At 74.3% G+C, this 16549-nt stretch carries 15 protein-coding genes and 2 pseudogenes; 13 read left to right on the forward strand and 4 right to left on the reverse strand.

Translation table 11 applies throughout. The features are described 5' to 3' along the window. Positions 1–14: 14 nt before the first annotated feature. Both ACQPYN_RS11695 and ACQPYN_RS11700 read left to right on the forward strand, forming a co-directional pair. Complete coding sequence (locus ACQPYN_RS11695) at positions 15–389, forward strand: LysR family transcriptional regulator (protein ID WP_433036960.1); 375 nt, start codon at positions 15–17, stop codon at positions 387–389. Next, positions 323–670, forward strand: a pseudogene (locus ACQPYN_RS11700) (LysR substrate-binding domain-containing protein); the annotation flags it as partial. The gene ACQPYN_RS11695 and the pseudogene ACQPYN_RS11700, both read left to right, overlap by 67 nt. On the opposite strand, the gene ACQPYN_RS11705 reads toward ACQPYN_RS11700, so the two are convergent. Then, complete coding sequence (locus ACQPYN_RS11705) at positions 670–870, reverse strand: hypothetical protein (protein ID WP_433036962.1); 201 nt, start codon at positions 868–870, stop codon at positions 670–672. The pseudogene ACQPYN_RS11700 and the gene ACQPYN_RS11705 sit on opposite strands and share 1 nt — an antisense overlap. Before the next feature lie 96 nt (positions 871–966). Here ACQPYN_RS11705 and ACQPYN_RS11710 point away from each other — a divergent pair, with 96 nt between their 5' ends. Both ACQPYN_RS11710 and ACQPYN_RS11715 read left to right on the forward strand, forming a co-directional pair. Further along, positions 967–1269, forward strand: coding sequence for a hypothetical protein (locus ACQPYN_RS11710; protein ID WP_433036964.1), 303 nt, complete (start codon positions 967–969; stop codon positions 1267–1269). Continuing rightward, positions 1194–1913 carry a YoaK family protein gene (locus ACQPYN_RS11715; protein ID WP_433036966.1) on the forward strand — a complete coding sequence of 240 codons (720 nt, stop codon included), beginning with the start codon at positions 1194–1196 and terminating at the stop codon, positions 1911–1913. The genes ACQPYN_RS11710 and ACQPYN_RS11715 overlap by 76 nt, the downstream gene beginning before the upstream one ends. An 18-nt stretch (positions 1914–1931) precedes the next feature. Here the strand turns inward: ACQPYN_RS11715 and lexA are convergent, their stop codons facing one another. Next, positions 1932–2690: a transcriptional repressor LexA gene (lexA, locus tag ACQPYN_RS11720; RefSeq protein ID WP_328308958.1), complete on the reverse strand. Its 759-nt coding sequence runs from the start codon at positions 2688–2690 to the stop codon at positions 1932–1934. A 1342-nt stretch (positions 2691–4032) separates the two neighbouring features. Between lexA and nrdR the strand changes: the two genes are divergently transcribed. Together nrdR and ACQPYN_RS11730 are read left to right on the forward strand one after the other, a co-directional pair. Further along, a complete protein-coding gene (nrdR, locus tag ACQPYN_RS11725) occupies positions 4033–4596 on the forward strand; it encodes a transcriptional regulator NrdR (RefSeq protein WP_433036968.1) in 564 nt (187 codons plus the stop codon). A gap of 79 nt (positions 4597–4675) precedes the next feature. After that, positions 4676–7528 carry a vitamin B12-dependent ribonucleotide reductase gene (locus ACQPYN_RS11730; RefSeq protein ID WP_433036970.1) on the forward strand — a complete coding sequence of 951 codons (2853 nt, stop codon included), beginning with the start codon at positions 4676–4678 and terminating at the stop codon, positions 7526–7528. A gap of 86 nt (positions 7529–7614) precedes the next feature. Here ACQPYN_RS11730 and ACQPYN_RS11735 read toward each other — a convergent pair whose 3' ends face one another. After that, the gene (locus ACQPYN_RS11735; RefSeq protein ID WP_433036972.1) at positions 7615–8364 is read right to left on the reverse strand and encodes an endonuclease/exonuclease/phosphatase family protein; all 750 of its coding nucleotides are present in this window, start codon (positions 8362–8364) and stop codon (positions 7615–7617) included. A 51-nt stretch (positions 8365–8415) separates the two neighbouring features. Here ACQPYN_RS11735 and ACQPYN_RS11740 point away from each other — a divergent pair, with 51 nt between their 5' ends. The 7 genes and pseudogenes from ACQPYN_RS11740 (at position 8416) to ACQPYN_RS11770 (ending at position 15788) form a co-directional block, all read left to right on the forward strand. Next, positions 8416–8988 carry a hypothetical protein gene (locus ACQPYN_RS11740; protein ID WP_433036974.1) on the forward strand — a complete coding sequence of 191 codons (573 nt, stop codon included), beginning with the start codon at positions 8416–8418 and terminating at the stop codon, positions 8986–8988. A 4-nt stretch (positions 8989–8992) separates the two neighbouring features. Further along, positions 8993–9724 (forward strand): HipA family kinase, encoded by a 732-nt coding sequence (locus ACQPYN_RS11745; protein WP_433036976.1) that lies wholly within the window; start codon positions 8993–8995, stop codon positions 9722–9724. Next, positions 9721–10104 carry a DUF3037 domain-containing protein gene (locus ACQPYN_RS11750; protein ID WP_433036977.1) on the forward strand — a complete coding sequence of 128 codons (384 nt, stop codon included), beginning with the start codon at positions 9721–9723 and terminating at the stop codon, positions 10102–10104. Before ACQPYN_RS11745 ends, ACQPYN_RS11750 begins: the two co-directional genes overlap by 4 nt. Before the next feature lie 111 nt (positions 10105–10215). Beyond that, positions 10216–12600, forward strand: coding sequence for a phosphoenolpyruvate synthase (gene ppsA, locus ACQPYN_RS11755; protein ID WP_433036979.1), 2385 nt, complete (start codon positions 10216–10218; stop codon positions 12598–12600). Between the two features lie 76 nt (positions 12601–12676). After that, positions 12677–13632: pseudogene (locus ACQPYN_RS11760) on the forward strand (esterase-like activity of phytase family protein). A gap of 51 nt (positions 13633–13683) precedes the next feature. Beyond that, positions 13684–14586 (forward strand): patatin-like phospholipase family protein, encoded by a 903-nt coding sequence (locus tag ACQPYN_RS11765; protein ID WP_433036981.1) that lies wholly within the window; start codon positions 13684–13686, stop codon positions 14584–14586. Next, positions 14583–15788, forward strand: coding sequence for a CynX/NimT family MFS transporter (locus ACQPYN_RS11770; RefSeq protein ID WP_433036983.1), 1206 nt, complete (start codon positions 14583–14585; stop codon positions 15786–15788). The genes ACQPYN_RS11765 and ACQPYN_RS11770 overlap by 4 nt, the downstream gene beginning before the upstream one ends. 6 nt (positions 15789–15794) lie before the next feature. On the opposite strand, the gene ACQPYN_RS11775 is transcribed toward ACQPYN_RS11770, so the two are convergent. After that, on the reverse strand, positions 15795–16517 hold the full coding sequence (locus ACQPYN_RS11775; protein WP_433036985.1) for a TetR/AcrR family transcriptional regulator: 723 nt from the start codon (positions 16515–16517) through the stop codon (positions 15795–15797). Between the last annotated feature and the right edge of the window lie 32 nt (positions 16518–16549).

Genomic DNA, 16549 nt, shown 5'->3' on the forward strand with positions numbered 1-16549 from the left:
CGTAGGGTCGCTGGGTGCGGTACGACCTCCTCGACCTGCGGCTGTTCCGGGCCGTGGTCGCCGAGGGGTCGATCACCGCCGGCGGCGAGCGACTGCACCTCAGCCTCCCGTCGGCCAGCGCACGGATCCGGGCGCTGGAGCACCATGCCGGCGTCGCCCTGCTCGAGCGCGGACGCCGCGGGGTGCGGCCCACGCCGGCCGGCACCGCCCTCGCCCGCCACGCCGGTGAGGTCCTCGACGACCTGGTCCGGCTCGAGGGGCGGTCGCCGGGTACCGGCGGCCGGCCGGGACGCCCCTCGTTCTGCTGGCCGGCAGCTCCCCGATGCGACGCCTGGTGCCCCGGGCGCTGGTCACCTTCCTCGTCGCGTACCCCGACGTCGACGTCGTGACCCGCGAGCGCCGCAGCGCCGACTCGGTCCGCACGCTCGCCGACGGGGAGGCCGACCTGGGGGTGGTCATCGCCGACGCGCGCCACGCCCCGCCCCGGGCGGAGGACCGGCTCGCCGACGATTCGCTGGTGGTCGTGGGCCCGGCCGGTGGCGTGCCGGCCGGCCGCGAGGCGATGACCTTCCGGGAGGTGGCCGAGCACCCGCTCGTCGGGCTCGAACCGGACGCGCCCCTGGCGCGCACGTTCGAGGCGAACCTCGGCGAGCACGCCCCGGCGGCCCGCTACCGCGGCCGCGCCGTCGACCTCGGGACGGTCGTCGACCTGGCCGAGGCCGGGTCGGGCTCGCCGTCGTCCCGCGCCACGTCGTCGACCCCGCGCGGGCGCTCGCGGTGTGTGAGCTCGCGGAACCCTTCGCCCGGCGGACGCTCGTGCTGCAGCGCGGTGCCCGCCCGGGCCCGGGCGTCGACGAGCTCGCCGAGCACCTGCGCCGTGCGGCGCAGCAGCCTCTGCCTCCGACGTAGGCAGGCCTTCGCGATCGCGCATGGTGCGGGGCCGACTGTGGGACGACGCTCGGGGCCATGTCGTCGCGATCCCCGGAACCGAGCCGGTTCGTCCTCGAGCCTGCCGTCCTCGCCGCCGTCCGCGGGGCGCTGCCGGCGCTGCTCGTGCCGGTGGTCGTCCTCAGCGGCCTGGCGGCGTCGCGCGGCGGCTCGGCCGAGCGGTTCTGGGGGCTCGGCGTGTGCGTGGTGGTGCTCCTCGTCGCTGCGGTGCTCGTGGCGGCGGGTGTCCGGCGAGGATGGCGGCCATGCCCGCATCGCGCGCCGGATCCCTCGTCTCCGGACCGGCCCACGGACCACTCCCCGCCCTGCTGCTCGCCATGACGGCGGCCACCGGGCTCGTCGACGCCGTGAGCGTGCTCGGTCTCGGCCGCGTCTTCGTCGCCAACATGACCGGCAACATCGTCTTCCTCGGCTTCGCGGTGGCCGGGGCGCCCGGCTTCGCCCTGGCGGCGTCGCTCGCCGCACTGGGCGGGTTCCTGGTCGGGGCGCTGGCCGGCGGTGCACTCGCGACGTCCCGGGCACACCGGCGGGGCCATCTGCTGCGCGACGCGGCGCTCATCGAGACGGTGCTCCTGCTCGTCTCGGTCGTCCTGCTCGTCGGCGTGAGCGGGACACCGTCCAGCGGGCTCGCCTCGGCGGTCGCCGCGCTCGCCGCCATCGCCCTCGGCCTGCAGAACTCCGCCGTCCGCCGCCTCGCTGTCCCCGACCTCACGACGACGGTGCTCACCATGACCCTCACCGGGATCGCGGCGGACGTGCGCAGCTCGGGGCGGCCCGTGGTCACCCGGCGGGTGCTCTCGGTCGCGATGATGTTCGGCGGCGCGCTGATCGGCGCCGTCCTCGTCCTGCACACCGGGCTCGCGTGGGCGCTCCTGCCGGCCCCGGTGATCCTCCTGCTGATCGTCCTCGTGCTCGCCGTCGTGGTCCGCCGCCCCGCGCCCTGGCAGGAGGGAGCGGCGGGCTGATCGGCGGTCAGGGGCGGCTCAGAGGCGGCGCAGGACCGCCACGACCTTGCCGAGCACCGTGGCGTCCTCGCCCGGGATCGGCTCGAAGTTCACGTTGTGGGGCATCAGCCAGACCCGGCCGTCCTTGCGCTTGAAGGTCTTGACCGTGGCCTCGCCGTCGATCATCGCGGCCACGATCTCGCCGTTGTCGGCGACGGGCTGCTGGCGGACGACCACCCAGTCGCCGTCGGTGATCGCGGCGTCGACCATCGAGTCGCCGGCGACGCGCAGGAGGAACAGCGACCCCTCGCCGACGAGCTCGCGCGGCAGGGGGAAGACGTCCTCGACGGCCTGCTCGGCGAGGATCGGCCCACCGGCGGCGATGCGGCCGACGACGGGCACGAACGTCGGGGCGGGCCGGTCCGCGCGGATCTCCTCGGTGTGGTCGGCCGTGTCGGCGCCCTCGAGCTCCTCCGGCAGGCGCACGTCGAGCGCGCGCGGACGGTTGGGGTCGCGGCGCAGGTAGCCCTTCTTCTCCAGCGTGCGCATCTGGTGCGCGACCGAGGAGGTGGACGTCAGCCCGACCGCGTCGCCGATCTCGCGCACGCTCGGCGGGTAGCCCTGACGCTCGACGTGGTCGCGGATGACCTCGAGGACCTTGCGCTGCCGCGGCGTCAGGCCGGGCGACGCGTCGGCGTCGGCGGGCTCGGGGAACGGGTGCACCCGCGCGGCGACGACGGCGTCGGCCGTGGCCCCCGACTCCTCGGGCCCGCGGGGGCCCTGGGGCGTACGTGCCATGACCGTGTCCTTTCCGATGTCGTGTCCGGCGTCGAACGGACGCCGCGCCCGCGTGGCGGGGTTGCGCTGCGAAGTTAGCGCCGAGGACCGACGGGATCAAACACGTGTTCGAACGACACGCCGGGCGATCCGTCGACGTTGTCGGGGGTCGATGCTAGACATCGCACAGGCGTTCGATCGAACGCGTGTGCGAGGCGAGGAGGTCGACATGTCCGTGGGGACCACCGGTGCGCGGGGCCGTTGCGACGTCGAGGGGTCGGGTCAGGGGACGGGGTCCGCAGGGCTCGGCGGGCCCGTCGGGCGGTCCGCGGCGCGCCCGCAGCCCGCGGGGACGCGCCCGGCGCGCCCCGAGGACGCCCGGGGCGCGGTGCGCCCGGCCGGTCGGCGCGGTCCGGCGGTGCTGCCGCCCGCCCGCCCGCGGGTCGCCGGTGGCGGGGCCACGCCCGCCCGCGCCGCGCGTGCGGTCGAGGCGCCGGTCGCCCCGGCGGTGCTGCGGCGCCGGCGGATCGTCGCCGTCGCGGTCCTCGGTGTCGTGCTGGGGGTGCTGCTCGGCGTGCTCGTCGGGTTCGTGGTGCCGCTCGCCGGGGCCGCTGCTCCGCCCCGTCCGGCACCACGGTCACGGTCGTCGGTGCCGGCGAGTCGCTGTCCGACGTCGCCGGCCGCGTCGCGCCCGGGTCCGACGCGGATGCGGTCGCCGGCCGGATCCGCGAGCTCAACGAGCTCGACGGTTCCGCCCTCACGCCCGGGCGCCCCTCGTCGTGCCGGCCGCCGCGGCCGCGGGGTGAGGCCGGTCGCCGCCGGGCCTCCGTGCGCCCGGCGACCTGCGGCGACGTGCCCCGTCGCCCTCCGGTGGGCCCGGGTGTCCGCGTGATCAGGCCGTCCTCGCGGTCGTCGTCGGTGTCTCCGACGGCCGTCAGCGCGTCCTGATCGCACGCCGACCCGACCATGTCCGGGGGCGCCGCGCCCCGTCATCACCCACTCGGGCACCGGCCGTCCCGCCTCCGCCCGCCCGTCCGAACCCGACGTCCGCTCGGCGCCCGGGGCCGCGTGGGCGGTCCGGGGAGTTGCGTGGCACATCCGCGCGTCGCTACCGTCCCACCCCAACATCTAGTGGTTACATTGGTGTAGTTAGTCCACAGCTTGTGCACACGGTGGTCAGACGCTCCACAGGGTCATCCACCGCACGACGGTGGTCGATCCACGGGTGAGGGCCGTCGATCCACGGATCGGGCCCGGTGATCCCCAGTTCCGTCCCCAGGGACGGGCCGGGGGCCGGGTCCCGGCACGGGGGTTGGGGACAACTCGGCCGGTGGCCGCGCGCGACGAGGGAGGGGGTGTCGGCATGCGGTGTCCGTTCTGCCGGAACACCGACTCCCGCGTCGTCGACTCGCGGGAGGCGGACGAGGGCCAGGTGATCCGGCGCCGCCGGTCGTGCTCGTCGTGCGGCAAGCGCTTCACCACGGTCGAGGAGCCGGTGCTCGCGGTGGTCAAGCGCAGCGGGGTCACCGAGCCCTTCAGTCGGGACAAGGTCGTGCGCGGCGTGGCCCGCGCCTGCCAGGGGCGCCCGGTCGACACCGACGCCCTCGCGCAGCTGGCGCACCGGGTCGAGGAGTCGGTCCGCGCGTCGGGCACCGCCGAGGTGCCCAGCCAGGAGGTCGGCATGGCGATCCTGGGCCCGTTGCGCGAGCTCGACGAGGTCGCCTACTTGCGGTTCGCCAGCGTCTACCGGAACTTCTCGTCGGCGGCCGACTTCGAGGCCGAGATCGCGGACCTGCGCGCCACGCGGGCCGGCGGTGTCGGGGGTCGGGGAGACACTGCCGACGAGGCCGTGGAGACCCCCGGGGGAGCACCGGTGACGACGGAGGACGGGGCGGGAGCAGGGGCCGGCGCACGAGCCGGGGACTAGCGGTCGCACGAACAGGGACGGGTCGGAGCGTGGGGAAGCGCCGCCGGAACGTCGGGGAACGAACAGAGGGATGACATCGATGACCGAGACCGTCGGCACCACGTCCGAGGAGTCGGGCACAGCTGCGCCCCGGCGCGGCCTGACGATCGAGCGTGTCCACACCACCGCGGGGGTCCATCCCTACGACGACGTGGTCTGGGAACGCCGTGACGTGGTGATGACGAACTGGCGCGACGGCTCGGTCAACTTCGAGCAGCGCGGCGTCGAGTTCCCGCAGTCCTGGTCGCTCAACGCGGTCAACATCGTCACCAGCAAGTACTTCCGCGGCGCGCTGGGCACCGAGGGGCGCGAGTCGAGCCTGCGCCAGCTCATCGACCGCGTGGTGGGCACCTACACCGAGGCGGGCACCCGGCACGGGTACTTCGCCACCCCCGCCGACGCCGAGGTGTTCTCCCACGAGCTCACCTGGATGCTGCTGCACCAGTACTTCAGCTTCAACTCGCCGGTGTGGTTCAACGTCGGCACCAGCTCGCCGCAGCAGGTCAGCGCCTGCTTCATCCTCTCGGTCGACGACACCATGGAGTCGATCCTCAACTGGTACCGCGAGGAGGGGCTGATCTTCAAGGGCGGCTCCGGCGCCGGCCTCAACCTCTCGCGCATCCGGTCGTCGAAGGAGCTGCTCTCCTCGGGCGGCACCGCGTCGGGCCCGGTCTCGTTCATGCGGGGTGCCGACGCGTCGGCGGGCACCATCAAGTCCGGCGGCGCCACCCGCCGCGCGGCGAAGATGGTCGTCCTCGACGTCGACCACCCCGACGTCGCCGAGTTCGTCGCCACCAAGCGCGACGAGGAGCGCAAGATCCGCGTGCTGCGCGACGCCGGGTTCGACATGGACCTCGGCGGGTCCGACATCGCCTCGGTGCAGTACCAGAACGCGAACAACTCGGTGCGCGTCTCCGACGAGTTCATGCGCGCGGTGCAGTCCGGCTCGGAGTTCGGCCTGCGGGCGCGGATGACCAACGAGGTGATCGACACCGTCGACGCCAAGCAGCTGTTCCGCAGCATGGCCGAGGCCGCGTGGGAGTGCGCGGACCCGGGCCTGCAGTACGACGACACGATCAACGACTGGCACACCTCGCCGGAGTCGGGCCGCATCACCGCGTCCAACCCGTGCTCGGAGTACCTGCACCTGGACAACTCCAGCTGCAACCTCGCGTCGCTGAACCTCATGAAGTTCCTCGGCGACGACGACACGTTCCGCGTGGACGACTTCGTGCGCTCGGTCGAGCTGGTCATCACCGCGATGGACATCTCGATCTGCTTCGCCGACTTCCCGACGGAGGCGATCGGCGACACCACCCGCGCGTTCCGCCAGCTGGGCATCGGCTACGCCAACCTCGGCGCGCTGCTGATGGCCACCGGCCGGGCCTACGACTCCGAGGGCGGCCGCGCGCTCGCGGCGTCGATCACCTCGCTGATGACCGGCGCGGCCTACCGGCGCTCGGCCGAGCTCGCCGGCGCGGTCGGCCCCTACGAGGGCTACGCCCGCAACGCCGACGCCCACCGCCGGGTCATGCGCAAGCACGCCGCGGCCAACGACGCGATCCGCACGGTGCACCGTGAGGACGCCCGCCTCCGCGACGCGGCCACCCGCGAGTGGCAGCAGGGCCTCGAGGTCGGGGCGCGCGACGGCTGGCGCAACGCCCAGGCCAGCGTGCTCGCCCCCACCGGCACCATCGGCTTCATGATGGACTGCGACACCACCGGGGTGGAGCCGGACTTCTCGCTGGTCAAGTTCAAGAAGCTGGTCGGCGGCGGCTCGATGCAGATCGTCAACCAGACCATCCCGCGCGCGCTCGACCTGCTGGGCTACCAGCCCGAGCAGAGCGAGGCGATCGTCGAGTACATCGCCGAGCACGGCCACGTCATCGACGCCCCGGGCCTGCGCCCCGAGCACTACGAGGTGTTCGACTGCGCGATGGGCACGCGCTCGATCGCCCCGATGGGCCATGTGCGGATGATGGCCGCGGTCCAGCCGTTCATCTCCGGCGCGATCTCCAAGACCGTCAACATGCCCGAGCAGGCGACGGTGGCGGACATCGAGGAGATCTACTTCGAGTCCTGGAAGCTGGGGCTCAAGGCGCTCGCGATCTACCGCGACAACTGCAAGGTCGGCCAGCCGCTGTCCAGCGGCACGTCCGGGAGCAAGAGCTCCGAGTCGACCGCGGTCAAGGAGGTCGCGGCCGCCGACCACCGCCCGGTCCGCCGGCGGCTGCCCAAGAAGCGGCCGAGCCAGACGGTGTCGTTCACCGTCGCCGGTGCCGAGGGCTACATGACCGCCGGCAGCTACCCCGACGACGGTCTCGGCGAGATCTTCGTCAAGATGTCCAAGCAGGGCTCGACGCTGGCCGGCGTCATGGACGCGTTCTCGATGGCCATCTCGATCGCGCTGCAGTACGGCGTCCCGCTGGAGACCTACGTCTCCAAGTTCGTCAACATGCGCTTCGAGCCGGCGGGCATGACCGACGACCCGGACGTCCGCATCGCCACGAGCGTCGTCGACTACCTGTTCCGCCGGGTCGCGCTCGACCACCTGCCCTACGAGAAGCGCGCCCAGCTGGGCATCTTCTCGGCGGACGAGCGCTCGGCCCAGGTTGCGAACACCGACTACGGCACCGGCGCCCCCGCGGCCCCGGCGGCGGACCCGGTGGACGTCGAGTCGCTGCGGACGTCGCTCGACATCTCGACGGAGAAGGCCGAGGCCCCGGACCGCCGCCGGGCCGACGTCTCCGTCGGCAGCTCCACCGAGCTGCTCGAGCTGCAGCAGGGCAAGGCGGCCGACGCGCCGCTCTGCCTCACCTGCGGCACGAAGATGCGGCCCGCCGGCTCCTGCTACGTCTGCGAGGGCTGCGGCTCCACCAGCGGCTGCAGCTAGACCGTCCGCACCAGTCCAGCCCGCTCTCCGGTCCCGCCAGGGGCGCCCGGCCGCAAGGCTGCCGGGCGCCCCTCGCGGCGGGGCCCTCAGCCCGCAGGCACCACGGTCGCCGAGAGGGCGCGGTGGTCGGAGAGCGGCGGGTGGTGGACGCGCGGCGCGGAGGCGACGACGCCCCGGCCGAGCAGGTGGTCGATCTGGCGGCGGGGGAGGTCGGCGGGGAACGTCTCCCCGCGGACGAGGCCCTGGAGCCCGCTGCCGAGGCGGGCCCGCCGGACGCCGAGGTTGAGGTCGCCGGTGACCACCAGCGGCTCCTCGTCGCGCAGCGCGCGCACGAGGTGGCGCAGCTGCACGAGGTTCCAGCCCGGGATGAACGTCAGGTGCGTCGTCACCACCGTCACCGGCCCGTGCGGCCCGACGACGCGGGCGGCGACGGCGACGCGTGGCTCGTCGCGGACGACGACGACGCGGCGCGGGTGCCCGACCACCAGGGGAACGCGGTGGGCGAGCCGCGGCAGGGGCACCACCCGCCAGTCGACCACCGGCAGGCGCGAGAGCAGGGCGATCCCGTAGGCGGGGGAGTCGGCCGTGCCGTCCGGCCCCCACGCGCCCGGGACGCCGTGCAGCGTCGGCGCGAAGCGGTGCTCGACCGCCCCCATGGCCTCCGCCGCGACCGTCGTGAGGTCCGCGCCGCCGGAGCGTGGCTGGGCACGATCGACCTCCTGCAGGCCCAGCACGTCGACGTCGAGGCCGGCGACCGCGGAGGCGAAGCGGTCGAGGTCGACCGGCCCCTCGGCGGTCGCGGCGCCGTGCAGCACGTTCCAGCTCCCCAGTCGCACGGGTCCCAGGTTCCCTGGTTCGACCAACATCACCTCGGGTAGGGGGCCGGAGTGACCGATCCGGACGGTGTGGCGCGCCGCGAGGCCCTCAAACGCGTCGCCGTCTCGCTGCGCGCGGGCGGGCTGCGGTTCGCGCTCGCCGGCGGGTACGCCGCGTGGGCGCTCGGCGGGCCCGAGCCGTCGAACGACGTGGACTTCGTCGTCGCGGAGGCCGACGCGGGGGACGCGATGGCGGCGCTCGCCGAGGCCGGTCTCGAGGTGCGCCGGCCGCCGGAGGACTGGCTGTTCAAGGTCGTCAGCGACGGCGCCCTCGTCGACGTCCTCTTCCGCATCGCCGGGGTGCCGGTCGGCGACGCCATGCTCGGGCGGGCCGTGGAGCAGGAGGTCCTCTCGGTGTCGATGCCGGTGGTCGACGCGACCGACCTGCTCGTCGGCAAGCTCGCCGCGCTCAACGAGCACGCCTCGGACCTGTCCAAGGTGCTGCCGACCGCCCGCGCCCTGCGGGAGAAGATCGACTGGGAGCGCGCCGCGGACGAGACGGCCTGGAACGACATCGCCGTGGCCTGCCTGTTCCTCCTGCGCCGGATCGGGGTGGCTCCTGATGGCGGAGCCCAGAGAGGATGAGCGGGTGTGCGACCTGCGCCGGGTCACCGCCACCCGGTACGTGACCCCGCTGCGCGAGGGCGGGTCGCTGCCGGGGCTGGTGGAGGCCGACGACCTCGGCACCTACGTCGCGAAGTTCACCGGGGCGGGGCAGGGCCCGAAGGCGCTCGTCGCCGAGGTCGTGGCCGGCGAGATCGCCCGGCGCCTCGGGCTGCGGGTGCCCGAGCTCGTCGTCCTCGACGTCGACCCCGTCATCGCCCGCGCGGAGCCCGACTGGGAGGTCCAGGAGCTGCTCGCCCGCAGCGGCGGGCCCAACCTCGGCATGGACTTCCTCCCCGGTGCCCTCGGGTTCGACCCCGTCGCGCACCGCGTCGACGCGCTCGAGGCGTCGCGGGTGCTGTGGTTCGACGCGTTCGTCGAGAACGTCGACCGCTCCTGGCGCAACCCGAACCTCCTGCGCTGGCACCGCGAGATGTGGCTGATCGACCACGGCGCCTGCCTGTACTTCCACCACTCCTGGGCGCGGGCCGCGTCGGTCGTCGCGCGCCCCTACGACCTGGGAGACCACGTCCTCGCCCCCGCCGCGACGGCCCGCGCCGAGGCCGACGCCGAGCTGGCCGAGCGCGTCGACGAGGCGATGCTCACCGACGCGGCCGCTCTCATCCCCGAGGAGTGGCTGGACGACGTGGCGCCCGAGGACTACGTCGAGCACCTGCTCGCCCGGCTCGCGGCGCGCGAAGCGTGGGTGCCGCGATGAGCGAGCGCGACACCTTCGAGTACGCGCTGCTGCGCGTGGTGCCCGACATCGAGCGCGGCGAGCTGGTCAACGTCGGCGTGCTGCTCTACTGCCGGCACCGCGAGCACCTCGCCGTCCGGACGCACCTCGACGCCGACCGTCTGCACGCCCTCGCCCCGTCGGCCGACCTGGAGGCGGTGCGCGACGCGATCGCCGCCTGGGAGGGCGCCGTGCGCGGGGAGGGCCCGGCCGGCGTGCTGTCGGCGGGGGAGCGCTTCCGCTGGCTCATCGCCCCGCGCAGCACCGTCCTGCAACCGGGGCCGGTGCACACGGGGCTGACCGCGGACCCGGACGCGGAGATCGAACGGCTCGTCGCCCGGCTGGTCCGCGCGCCGTCCTGAATCGCTCCGTTGTTTCTCGGGGTGCCCCGACGGGGGACTACCCCCGACGATCGGTCGTGCGCTGCCGTTACGGGAACGGTGGCGCACCCGGCCGCGACGGAGGAGGACACGGTGGCGGACGAGGTCCGGTGGCTGGAGACGGTGGGATCCGGCGACGTCGAGGAGGTCGGGGGCAAGAACGCCTCGCTCGGTGAGCTGATCGGCAACCTCGCCGAGGTGGGCATCCGCGTGCCCGGTGGCTTCGCGACCACGGCGTCGGCGTACCGCTCGTTCCTGGCGGCCAACGGCCTCGACGAGCAGATCGCGACCGTCCTCGGCGAGCTCTCGGACGGGAAGCGCGAGCTCGCGGACGCCGGGGCGGCGATCCGCGGGCTCTTCGACACCGCCGAGTTCCCCGAGGCGACCGCCGACGCGATCCGGTCGGCCTACGCCGAGCTGGGCAAGCGCCACGAGACCGACGACGTCGACGTGGCCGTGCGCTCGAGCGCCACCGCCGAGGACCTGCCCGACGCCAGCTTCGCCGGCCAGCAGGACACGTACCTCAACATCACCGGGGCGGACGCGCTGCTCGCGGCCTGCAAGGACTGCTACGCGTCGCTGTTCACCGACCGCGCCATCAGCTACCGCGTCGAGCAGGGGTTCGAGCACACCGACGTCGCGCTCTCGATCGGCGTGCAGAAGATGGTGCGCTCCGACCTCGGGTCCGCCGGCGTCATGTTCACGATCGACTCCGACACCGGCTTCCCCGACACCGCGATCATCAACGGCGCCTGGGGCCTCGGCGAGAACGTCGTCGGCGGCGAGGTCACCCCGGACCAGTGGACCGTCTACAAGCCGTTCCTCGACCGCGAGGAGCTGACGCCGATCCTCGCCCGCACCGTCGGGGCGAAGGAGCGCAAGCTCGTCTACACCGACTCGGGAGACGAGCCGACCACCAACGTCGACACCGACGACGAGGAGCGCCGCGCGCTCGTCCTCGACGACGACGAGGTGCTCACGCTGGCCCGCTGGGGCGTGACCATCGAGCAGCACTACGAGCGCCCCATGGACGTCGAGTGGGCCAAGGACGGGCGCACCGGCGAGCTGTACGTCGTCCAGGCCCGCCCCGAGACCGTGCAGTCGCGCGCCGGCGCCGGGACGCTCTCGACGTTCCACCTCGACGAGACCGGAGAGGTGCTCGTCTCCGGGCTCGCGATCGGCCAGGCGATCGCCGCGGGCGAGGTCCAGGTGATCGCCTCGGCCGACGACGTGGACTCGTTCGAGGACGGCAAGGTGCTGGTCACCGAGATGACCGACCCGGACTGGGTGCCGATCATGAAGCGCGCCGCCGGCATCGTCACCGACCGCGGCGGCCGCACCTCGCACGCCGCCATCGTCAGCCGCGAGCTCGGGGTGCCCGCCATCGTCGGCACCCAGGACGCCACCGAGCGGCTCGCCGCGGGCCGCGAGGTCACGCTGTCGTGCGTCGAGGGCGACGAGGGGCACGTCTACGACGGGACCCTCGCGTTCTCCGAGCGCGAGCTGGACCTCGAGTCGGTGCCCGGCACGAGCACGCGCGTGATGATGAACATCGGCAGCCCCGCCGCGGCGATGCAGTGGTGGCGACTGCCGGCGCACGGCATCGGGCTCGCGCGCATGGAGTACCTGGTCAACAACGTCATCCAGGCGCACCCGCTGGCGCTGCTGCACCTCGACGACGTGGAGGACGACGACGCGCGGCAGCAGATCGAGGAGCTGACCGCGGGCTGGCCGGACAAGGCCGAGTACTTCGTCGACCACCTCGCCCGCGGGATCGCGACGATCGCCGCGTCGCAGTACCCCGAGCCGGTGGTCGTGCGCCTCTCGGACTTCAAGACCAACGAGTACGCAGGGCTCCTCGGCGGCACGCAGTTCGAGCCCGAGGAGGAGAACCCGATGCTCGGGTGGCGCGGGGCGTCGCGCTACTACAGCGACGACTACAAGGAGGCGTTCGCGCTGGAGTGCCGCGCCCTGGACCGCGTGCGCACGTCCATGGGCTTCTCCAACGTCATCGTCATGGTCCCGTTCTGCCGCACGCCGGAGGAGGCCGACCGCGTCCTGGAGACCATGGCGGAGTTCGGGCTCGAGCGGGGCCGAGACGGCCTGCAGGTCTACGTGATGGCGGAGATCCCGTCGAACATCCTCCAGGCCGACGAGTTCGCCGACCGCTTCGACGGCTTCTCCATCGGCTCGAACGACCTCACCCAGCTCACGCTCGGGATCGGCCGCGACGACGACCGGCTCACGCACCTGTTCGACGAGCGCAGCCCCGCGGTCAAAAAGATGATCACGATGCTGATCGAGGCCGCCCACGCCAAGGACCGCTACGTCGGCATCTGCGGCCAGGGCCCGAGCGACCACCCCGACCTCGCCGAGTTCCTCGTCGAGCAGGGCATCGACTCCATGTCGCTCAACCCCGACAGCGTCCTGACGGTGATCGAGCGCGTCGCGGAGGCGGAGTCGCGGCGGGACGGCTGAGAGATGTCAGCGGCGTGGCGCCGCAGACATCCAGTGTCCGTATCGCCACGCACTCGAGTGCGGGAACGTGGTCCGCATGCTCAAGGTGGTGGCGGCCCTGCTCGTCGCTCTGGCCACCGCGACGGCCTGCGCCGGAGCTCCGGACGTCCAGGTCGCCCCGCAACCCTGCTCGCCCGCCGTCGCGATCACCGGCTTCTCCGACGCCCTCGACGGCGCGACCTACGGCGCCCGGCGGACCTACCCGCTCACCGGGCTCTCCGGGCTGGCGGTCGACCCGGACGGCTCGCTGCTCGCCCTGAGCGACCGCTCGGTGCTGTTCACGCTCGATCCGCGCTCCCGGGAGCCGCGCGCCGCCACCCCGCTGGCGGACGGGGCGGGCGAGGCCCTCGACGCCGAGGCCCTCGCCGTCGACGCCGACGGCACGCGCCTCGTCGCGTCGGAGGCGCCGCCGGCGGTCCTCCGGTTCGACACCGACGGCCGGCTGGTCGGCCGCCTCGACGTTCCCCGGACCTCGCCGCCCGGGCCGCGCGCAACGAGGCCCTCGAAGGCGTCGCCGTCCTCGCCCCCGACCGGGTGGTCGCCGCGATGGAGGGCCCGCTCGCCGGCGACGACCCGGGCGTACGCCGGTTCCCGACCTGGACGGGCGGGGCGCCCGGCCCCGCGTACTCCTACCGACCGGACCCCGGCCTCGACGTCGCGGAGCTCGCGGCCACCGGCGACGGCCGGCTGCTCGTCGTCGAACGGGCCTTCACCCCGGGTGTCGGCAACACCGTGCACCTCGCCCTGGCCGATCCACGCGGTGACGGCACGCTCGCCCGGACGCCGCTCGCCGACCTCGGCGCCTGCCCGGACCTCGGGGCCACGACCCAGCAGGCGCAGGCGAACCCCCTGCTCGACAACGTCGAGGGGATGACGGTGCTCGGGCGCACGCCGGACGGGGCCCTGCGGGTGCTCCTGGTCAGCGACGACAACCAGGATGCCGAGCAGACGACCCGGCTCTACGACCTCGAGGTGCGCCTGCCGCCGGCGTGATCTCCGGAACCCGCCCGTGCGCGTCGGCGCCGAGCGGTGGAGGGTGTCGCCGTGACCGACGATGCTCACCCCGGCCCCATCCGCGCCCTCGTCCTCGGGGGAGGGGGACTCGCCGGCATCGCCTGGGAGGTGGGCGTCCTCGTCGGCCTCGCCGAGGGCGGCGTCGACCTGTCGCTGGCCGACCGCGTCGTCGGCACCTCCGCCGGCTCCGTCGTCGGCACCCTCCTGACCACGGGCGTGGACCTCGCCGCCGTGCACGAGGAGCACCTCAACGGCGCGGCGTCCGACAACCCCGGCCCGCCCGCGACGCTGGACATGGAGGCCCTCGGCGCCCAGCTTGCGGCCGCGATGGACGGCGCCCGCGACGCGGGGGTGATGCGGGCGCGCCTCGGCGCCTGGGCGCTCGCGGCGGACACCCCGCCCGAGTCCGAGCGGCGCGCCATCATCGACGCCCGCCTGCCGGTGAAGGAGTGGCCGAAGACGGACCTGCGGATCTCCGCGGTCGACGCGGAGACCGGGGAGCTGGCGGTGTTCACCCGGGACGCGCGTGTCGACCTGGTCGACGCCGTCGCGGCGAGCTGCGCCGTACCCGGCGTGTGGCCGCCGATGACGGCGGCGAAGCGCCGCTACATCGACGGGGGCGTCGCGTCGGTCGTGCACGTGGCCCGTGCCGACGACGACGGCTTCGAGAACCAGGGCGCGGCCGACCGCGTGCTCGTCGTCGCCCCGCTCGACCCGCCGGCGGGCGGGCCGTTCCCCTCGGTGACCCAGGAGATCGAGCGCCGGCAGGAGAGCCACCCGGACACCGACGCGCTCGCGATCCTCGCCGACGAGACGTCCCTGGCGGCGTTCGGCACCAACGTCCTCGACCCGTCGACCATGCCGGCCTCGGCGCGGGCCGGACGGGCGCAGGGCCGGGCGTGGGCCGACGAGGTCGCCCGGCGCTGGTCGTGAGCGCACCGGTCGCCACCGCGACGACGGCGCGGCGCGGCGGCGCCTTCGCGGCGTTCGCCGTCCTCCTGCTCGCGGCCAACCTCCGTCCCCCCGTCGTCGGGGTCGCGCCGCTGGTGGACCAGGCGCGCGACGACCTCGGCGTCTCGAGCGGCGTCGCCGGTCTGCTGACCAGCCTCCCGGTGCTCTGCTTCGGGCTGCTCGCGCCGATTGCGCCGCGCCTCGCGCGTCGCTGGGGACTCGAGCGCCTGATGGTGGCGGCGCTGCTCGTGCTCACCGCCGGCATCGCGCTGCGCCTGGTGGACGCGCTGGCGGTCATCCTCGTCGGGAGCGTGCTCGTCGGGACGGCCATCGCGGTGGGCAACGTGTCGCTGCCGACGCTGGTCAAGCGCGACTTCCCGCACCGCACCGGCGCGATGACCGGCGCGTACTCGATGGTGCTGACCGGCGGCGGCGCCCTGGCCGCGGCCGTCACCGTCCCCCTGCAGCGGGTCACCGGCCTCGACTGGCGGCTCACGCTCGGCCTCTGGGGGCTGCTCGCGCTCGTGACGCTGGCGGTCTGGGTCCCCCGCGCGCGCCGTCGCACGGTGCCGTCGAGCCCGGTGGGGGAGGCCGCGGCGATGCGACGCGGGCTGCTGCGCGACCCGCTGGCCTGGCAGGTCACGCTGTTCATGGGCCTGCAGTCGCTGCAGTTCTACGCGACGTCGGCGTGGATCCCCACGATCTACACCGACGCCGGGCGCAGCCCCGCCGAGGCCGGGCTGCTGCTCTCGCTGGCCGGGATCGTGGGCCTCGTGTTCTCGGCGACGATGCCGTCGCTGGCGATGCGCCGCCCCAGCCAGAGCGCGCTCGTCACCGTCACCTGCCTGTTCTACGTCGCCGGCTACGCGGGGCTGATCCTCGCGCCGGGCACGCTCCCCGCGCTCTGGATGGTGCTGCTCGGGGTCGCGCAGGGCTCGAACATCGCCCTGGGGCTGCTCCTGATCACCCTGCGCTCCCCGGACACCGCGCACACCGCCGAGCTCTCCGCCATGGCCCAGGGCATCGGCTACACGCTCGCGGCCGTCGGTCCCTTCGGTCTGGGCGCACTCCACGACCTCACCGACGGCTGGACGGTCCCGCTCGTGGTGATGGCGGTGCTCGTGGTGCCGACCATCCTCATGGGTATCGGCGCCGGCCGGGACCGGCACGTGCTCACCCCCTGAGCCCGGTCACTCGATCACGGCGGCCAGCCCGTCGAGCGCCCGCGCGAGCCCGAAGCGCCACGCGCGGTCGGGGTCGCGGGCCGAGCCCTGCGCGGCACCGGCGGCGGTGCCGACCCGGGTGGCGCGGGGGTAGCGCTCGGGGTCGAGCACCTCGGCGAGCACCGGGGCCCGCGCGGCCCACCAGGCGGCGTCGTCGGCCGTTCCGTCGTCGGGCAGCGCCGCGGCGCGGGTGACGTCGAGCAGGAAGGTCAGGGCGGCGTCGCGGTCGACGTCGTCGAGGTCCTCCAGGTCGTCGAAGGCCGCCAGCTCGTGCTCGTACTTCGCAGTCTCGCCGGGGCCCAGCACGGGACGCCGCGGGTCGACGCGCGCCACCCACGGGTGCGCGCGGTAGAGGGCTCGGTTCTCCTCGGCCACCGCCGTGAGGCGCTCGCGCCAGGGGCGGCCCGCGGTGTCCTCGCGCGGCATGGCGGCGTAAGCGGCGTCGACGACGAGGTCGGCGAGCTCGTCGCGCCCGGGGACATAGGTGTAGAGGGTCATCGGGGCGACGCCGAGTGCGGTGGCCAGCGCGCGGACCGTCAGGCGCGCCAGCCCGTCCGCGCCGCCGGCGTCGGCGAGCGCCGTGGCGGCGCGCACGACCGCGTCGAGGTCCAGGCCGCGCCGGGGACCGCGGGTCGCCGTGGGCTGGGTGCGCCACAGGAGCGCGAGCGTGCGGGCGGGGTCGGCGCTCATCGGCGACACCCTCTCATTTTTTCGTGTACAAC

Origin of the sequence: Actinomycetospora sp. CA-053990 (assembly GCF_050948445.1) — a bacterium.
Taxonomy (GTDB): Bacteria; Actinomycetota; Actinomycetes; order Mycobacteriales; family Pseudonocardiaceae; genus Actinomycetospora; species Actinomycetospora callitridis.

Excerpts from the sequence above, each read along its gene's own strand:
- lexA (WP_328308958.1), bottom strand. The coding sequence starts at position 2,690 with ATGGCACGTACGCCCCAGGGCCCCCGCGGGCCCGAGGAGTCGGGGGCC.
- ACQPYN_RS11730 (WP_433036970.1), top strand. The coding sequence starts at position 4,676 with ATGACCGAGACCGTCGGCACCACGTCCGAGGAGTCGGGCACAGCTGCG.
- ACQPYN_RS11750 (WP_433036977.1), top strand. The coding sequence starts at position 9,721 with ATGAGCGAGCGCGACACCTTCGAGTACGCGCTGCTGCGCGTGGTGCCC.
- ACQPYN_RS11715 (WP_433036966.1), top strand. The coding sequence starts at position 1,194 with ATGCCCGCATCGCGCGCCGGATCCCTCGTCTCCGGACCGGCCCACGGA.
- ACQPYN_RS11710 (WP_433036964.1), top strand. The coding sequence starts at position 967 with ATGTCGTCGCGATCCCCGGAACCGAGCCGGTTCGTCCTCGAGCCTGCC.
- ACQPYN_RS11775 (WP_433036985.1), bottom strand. The coding sequence starts at position 16,517 with ATGAGCGCCGACCCCGCCCGCACGCTCGCGCTCCTGTGGCGCACCCAG.
- nrdR (WP_433036968.1), top strand. The coding sequence starts at position 4,033 with ATGCGGTGTCCGTTCTGCCGGAACACCGACTCCCGCGTCGTCGACTCG.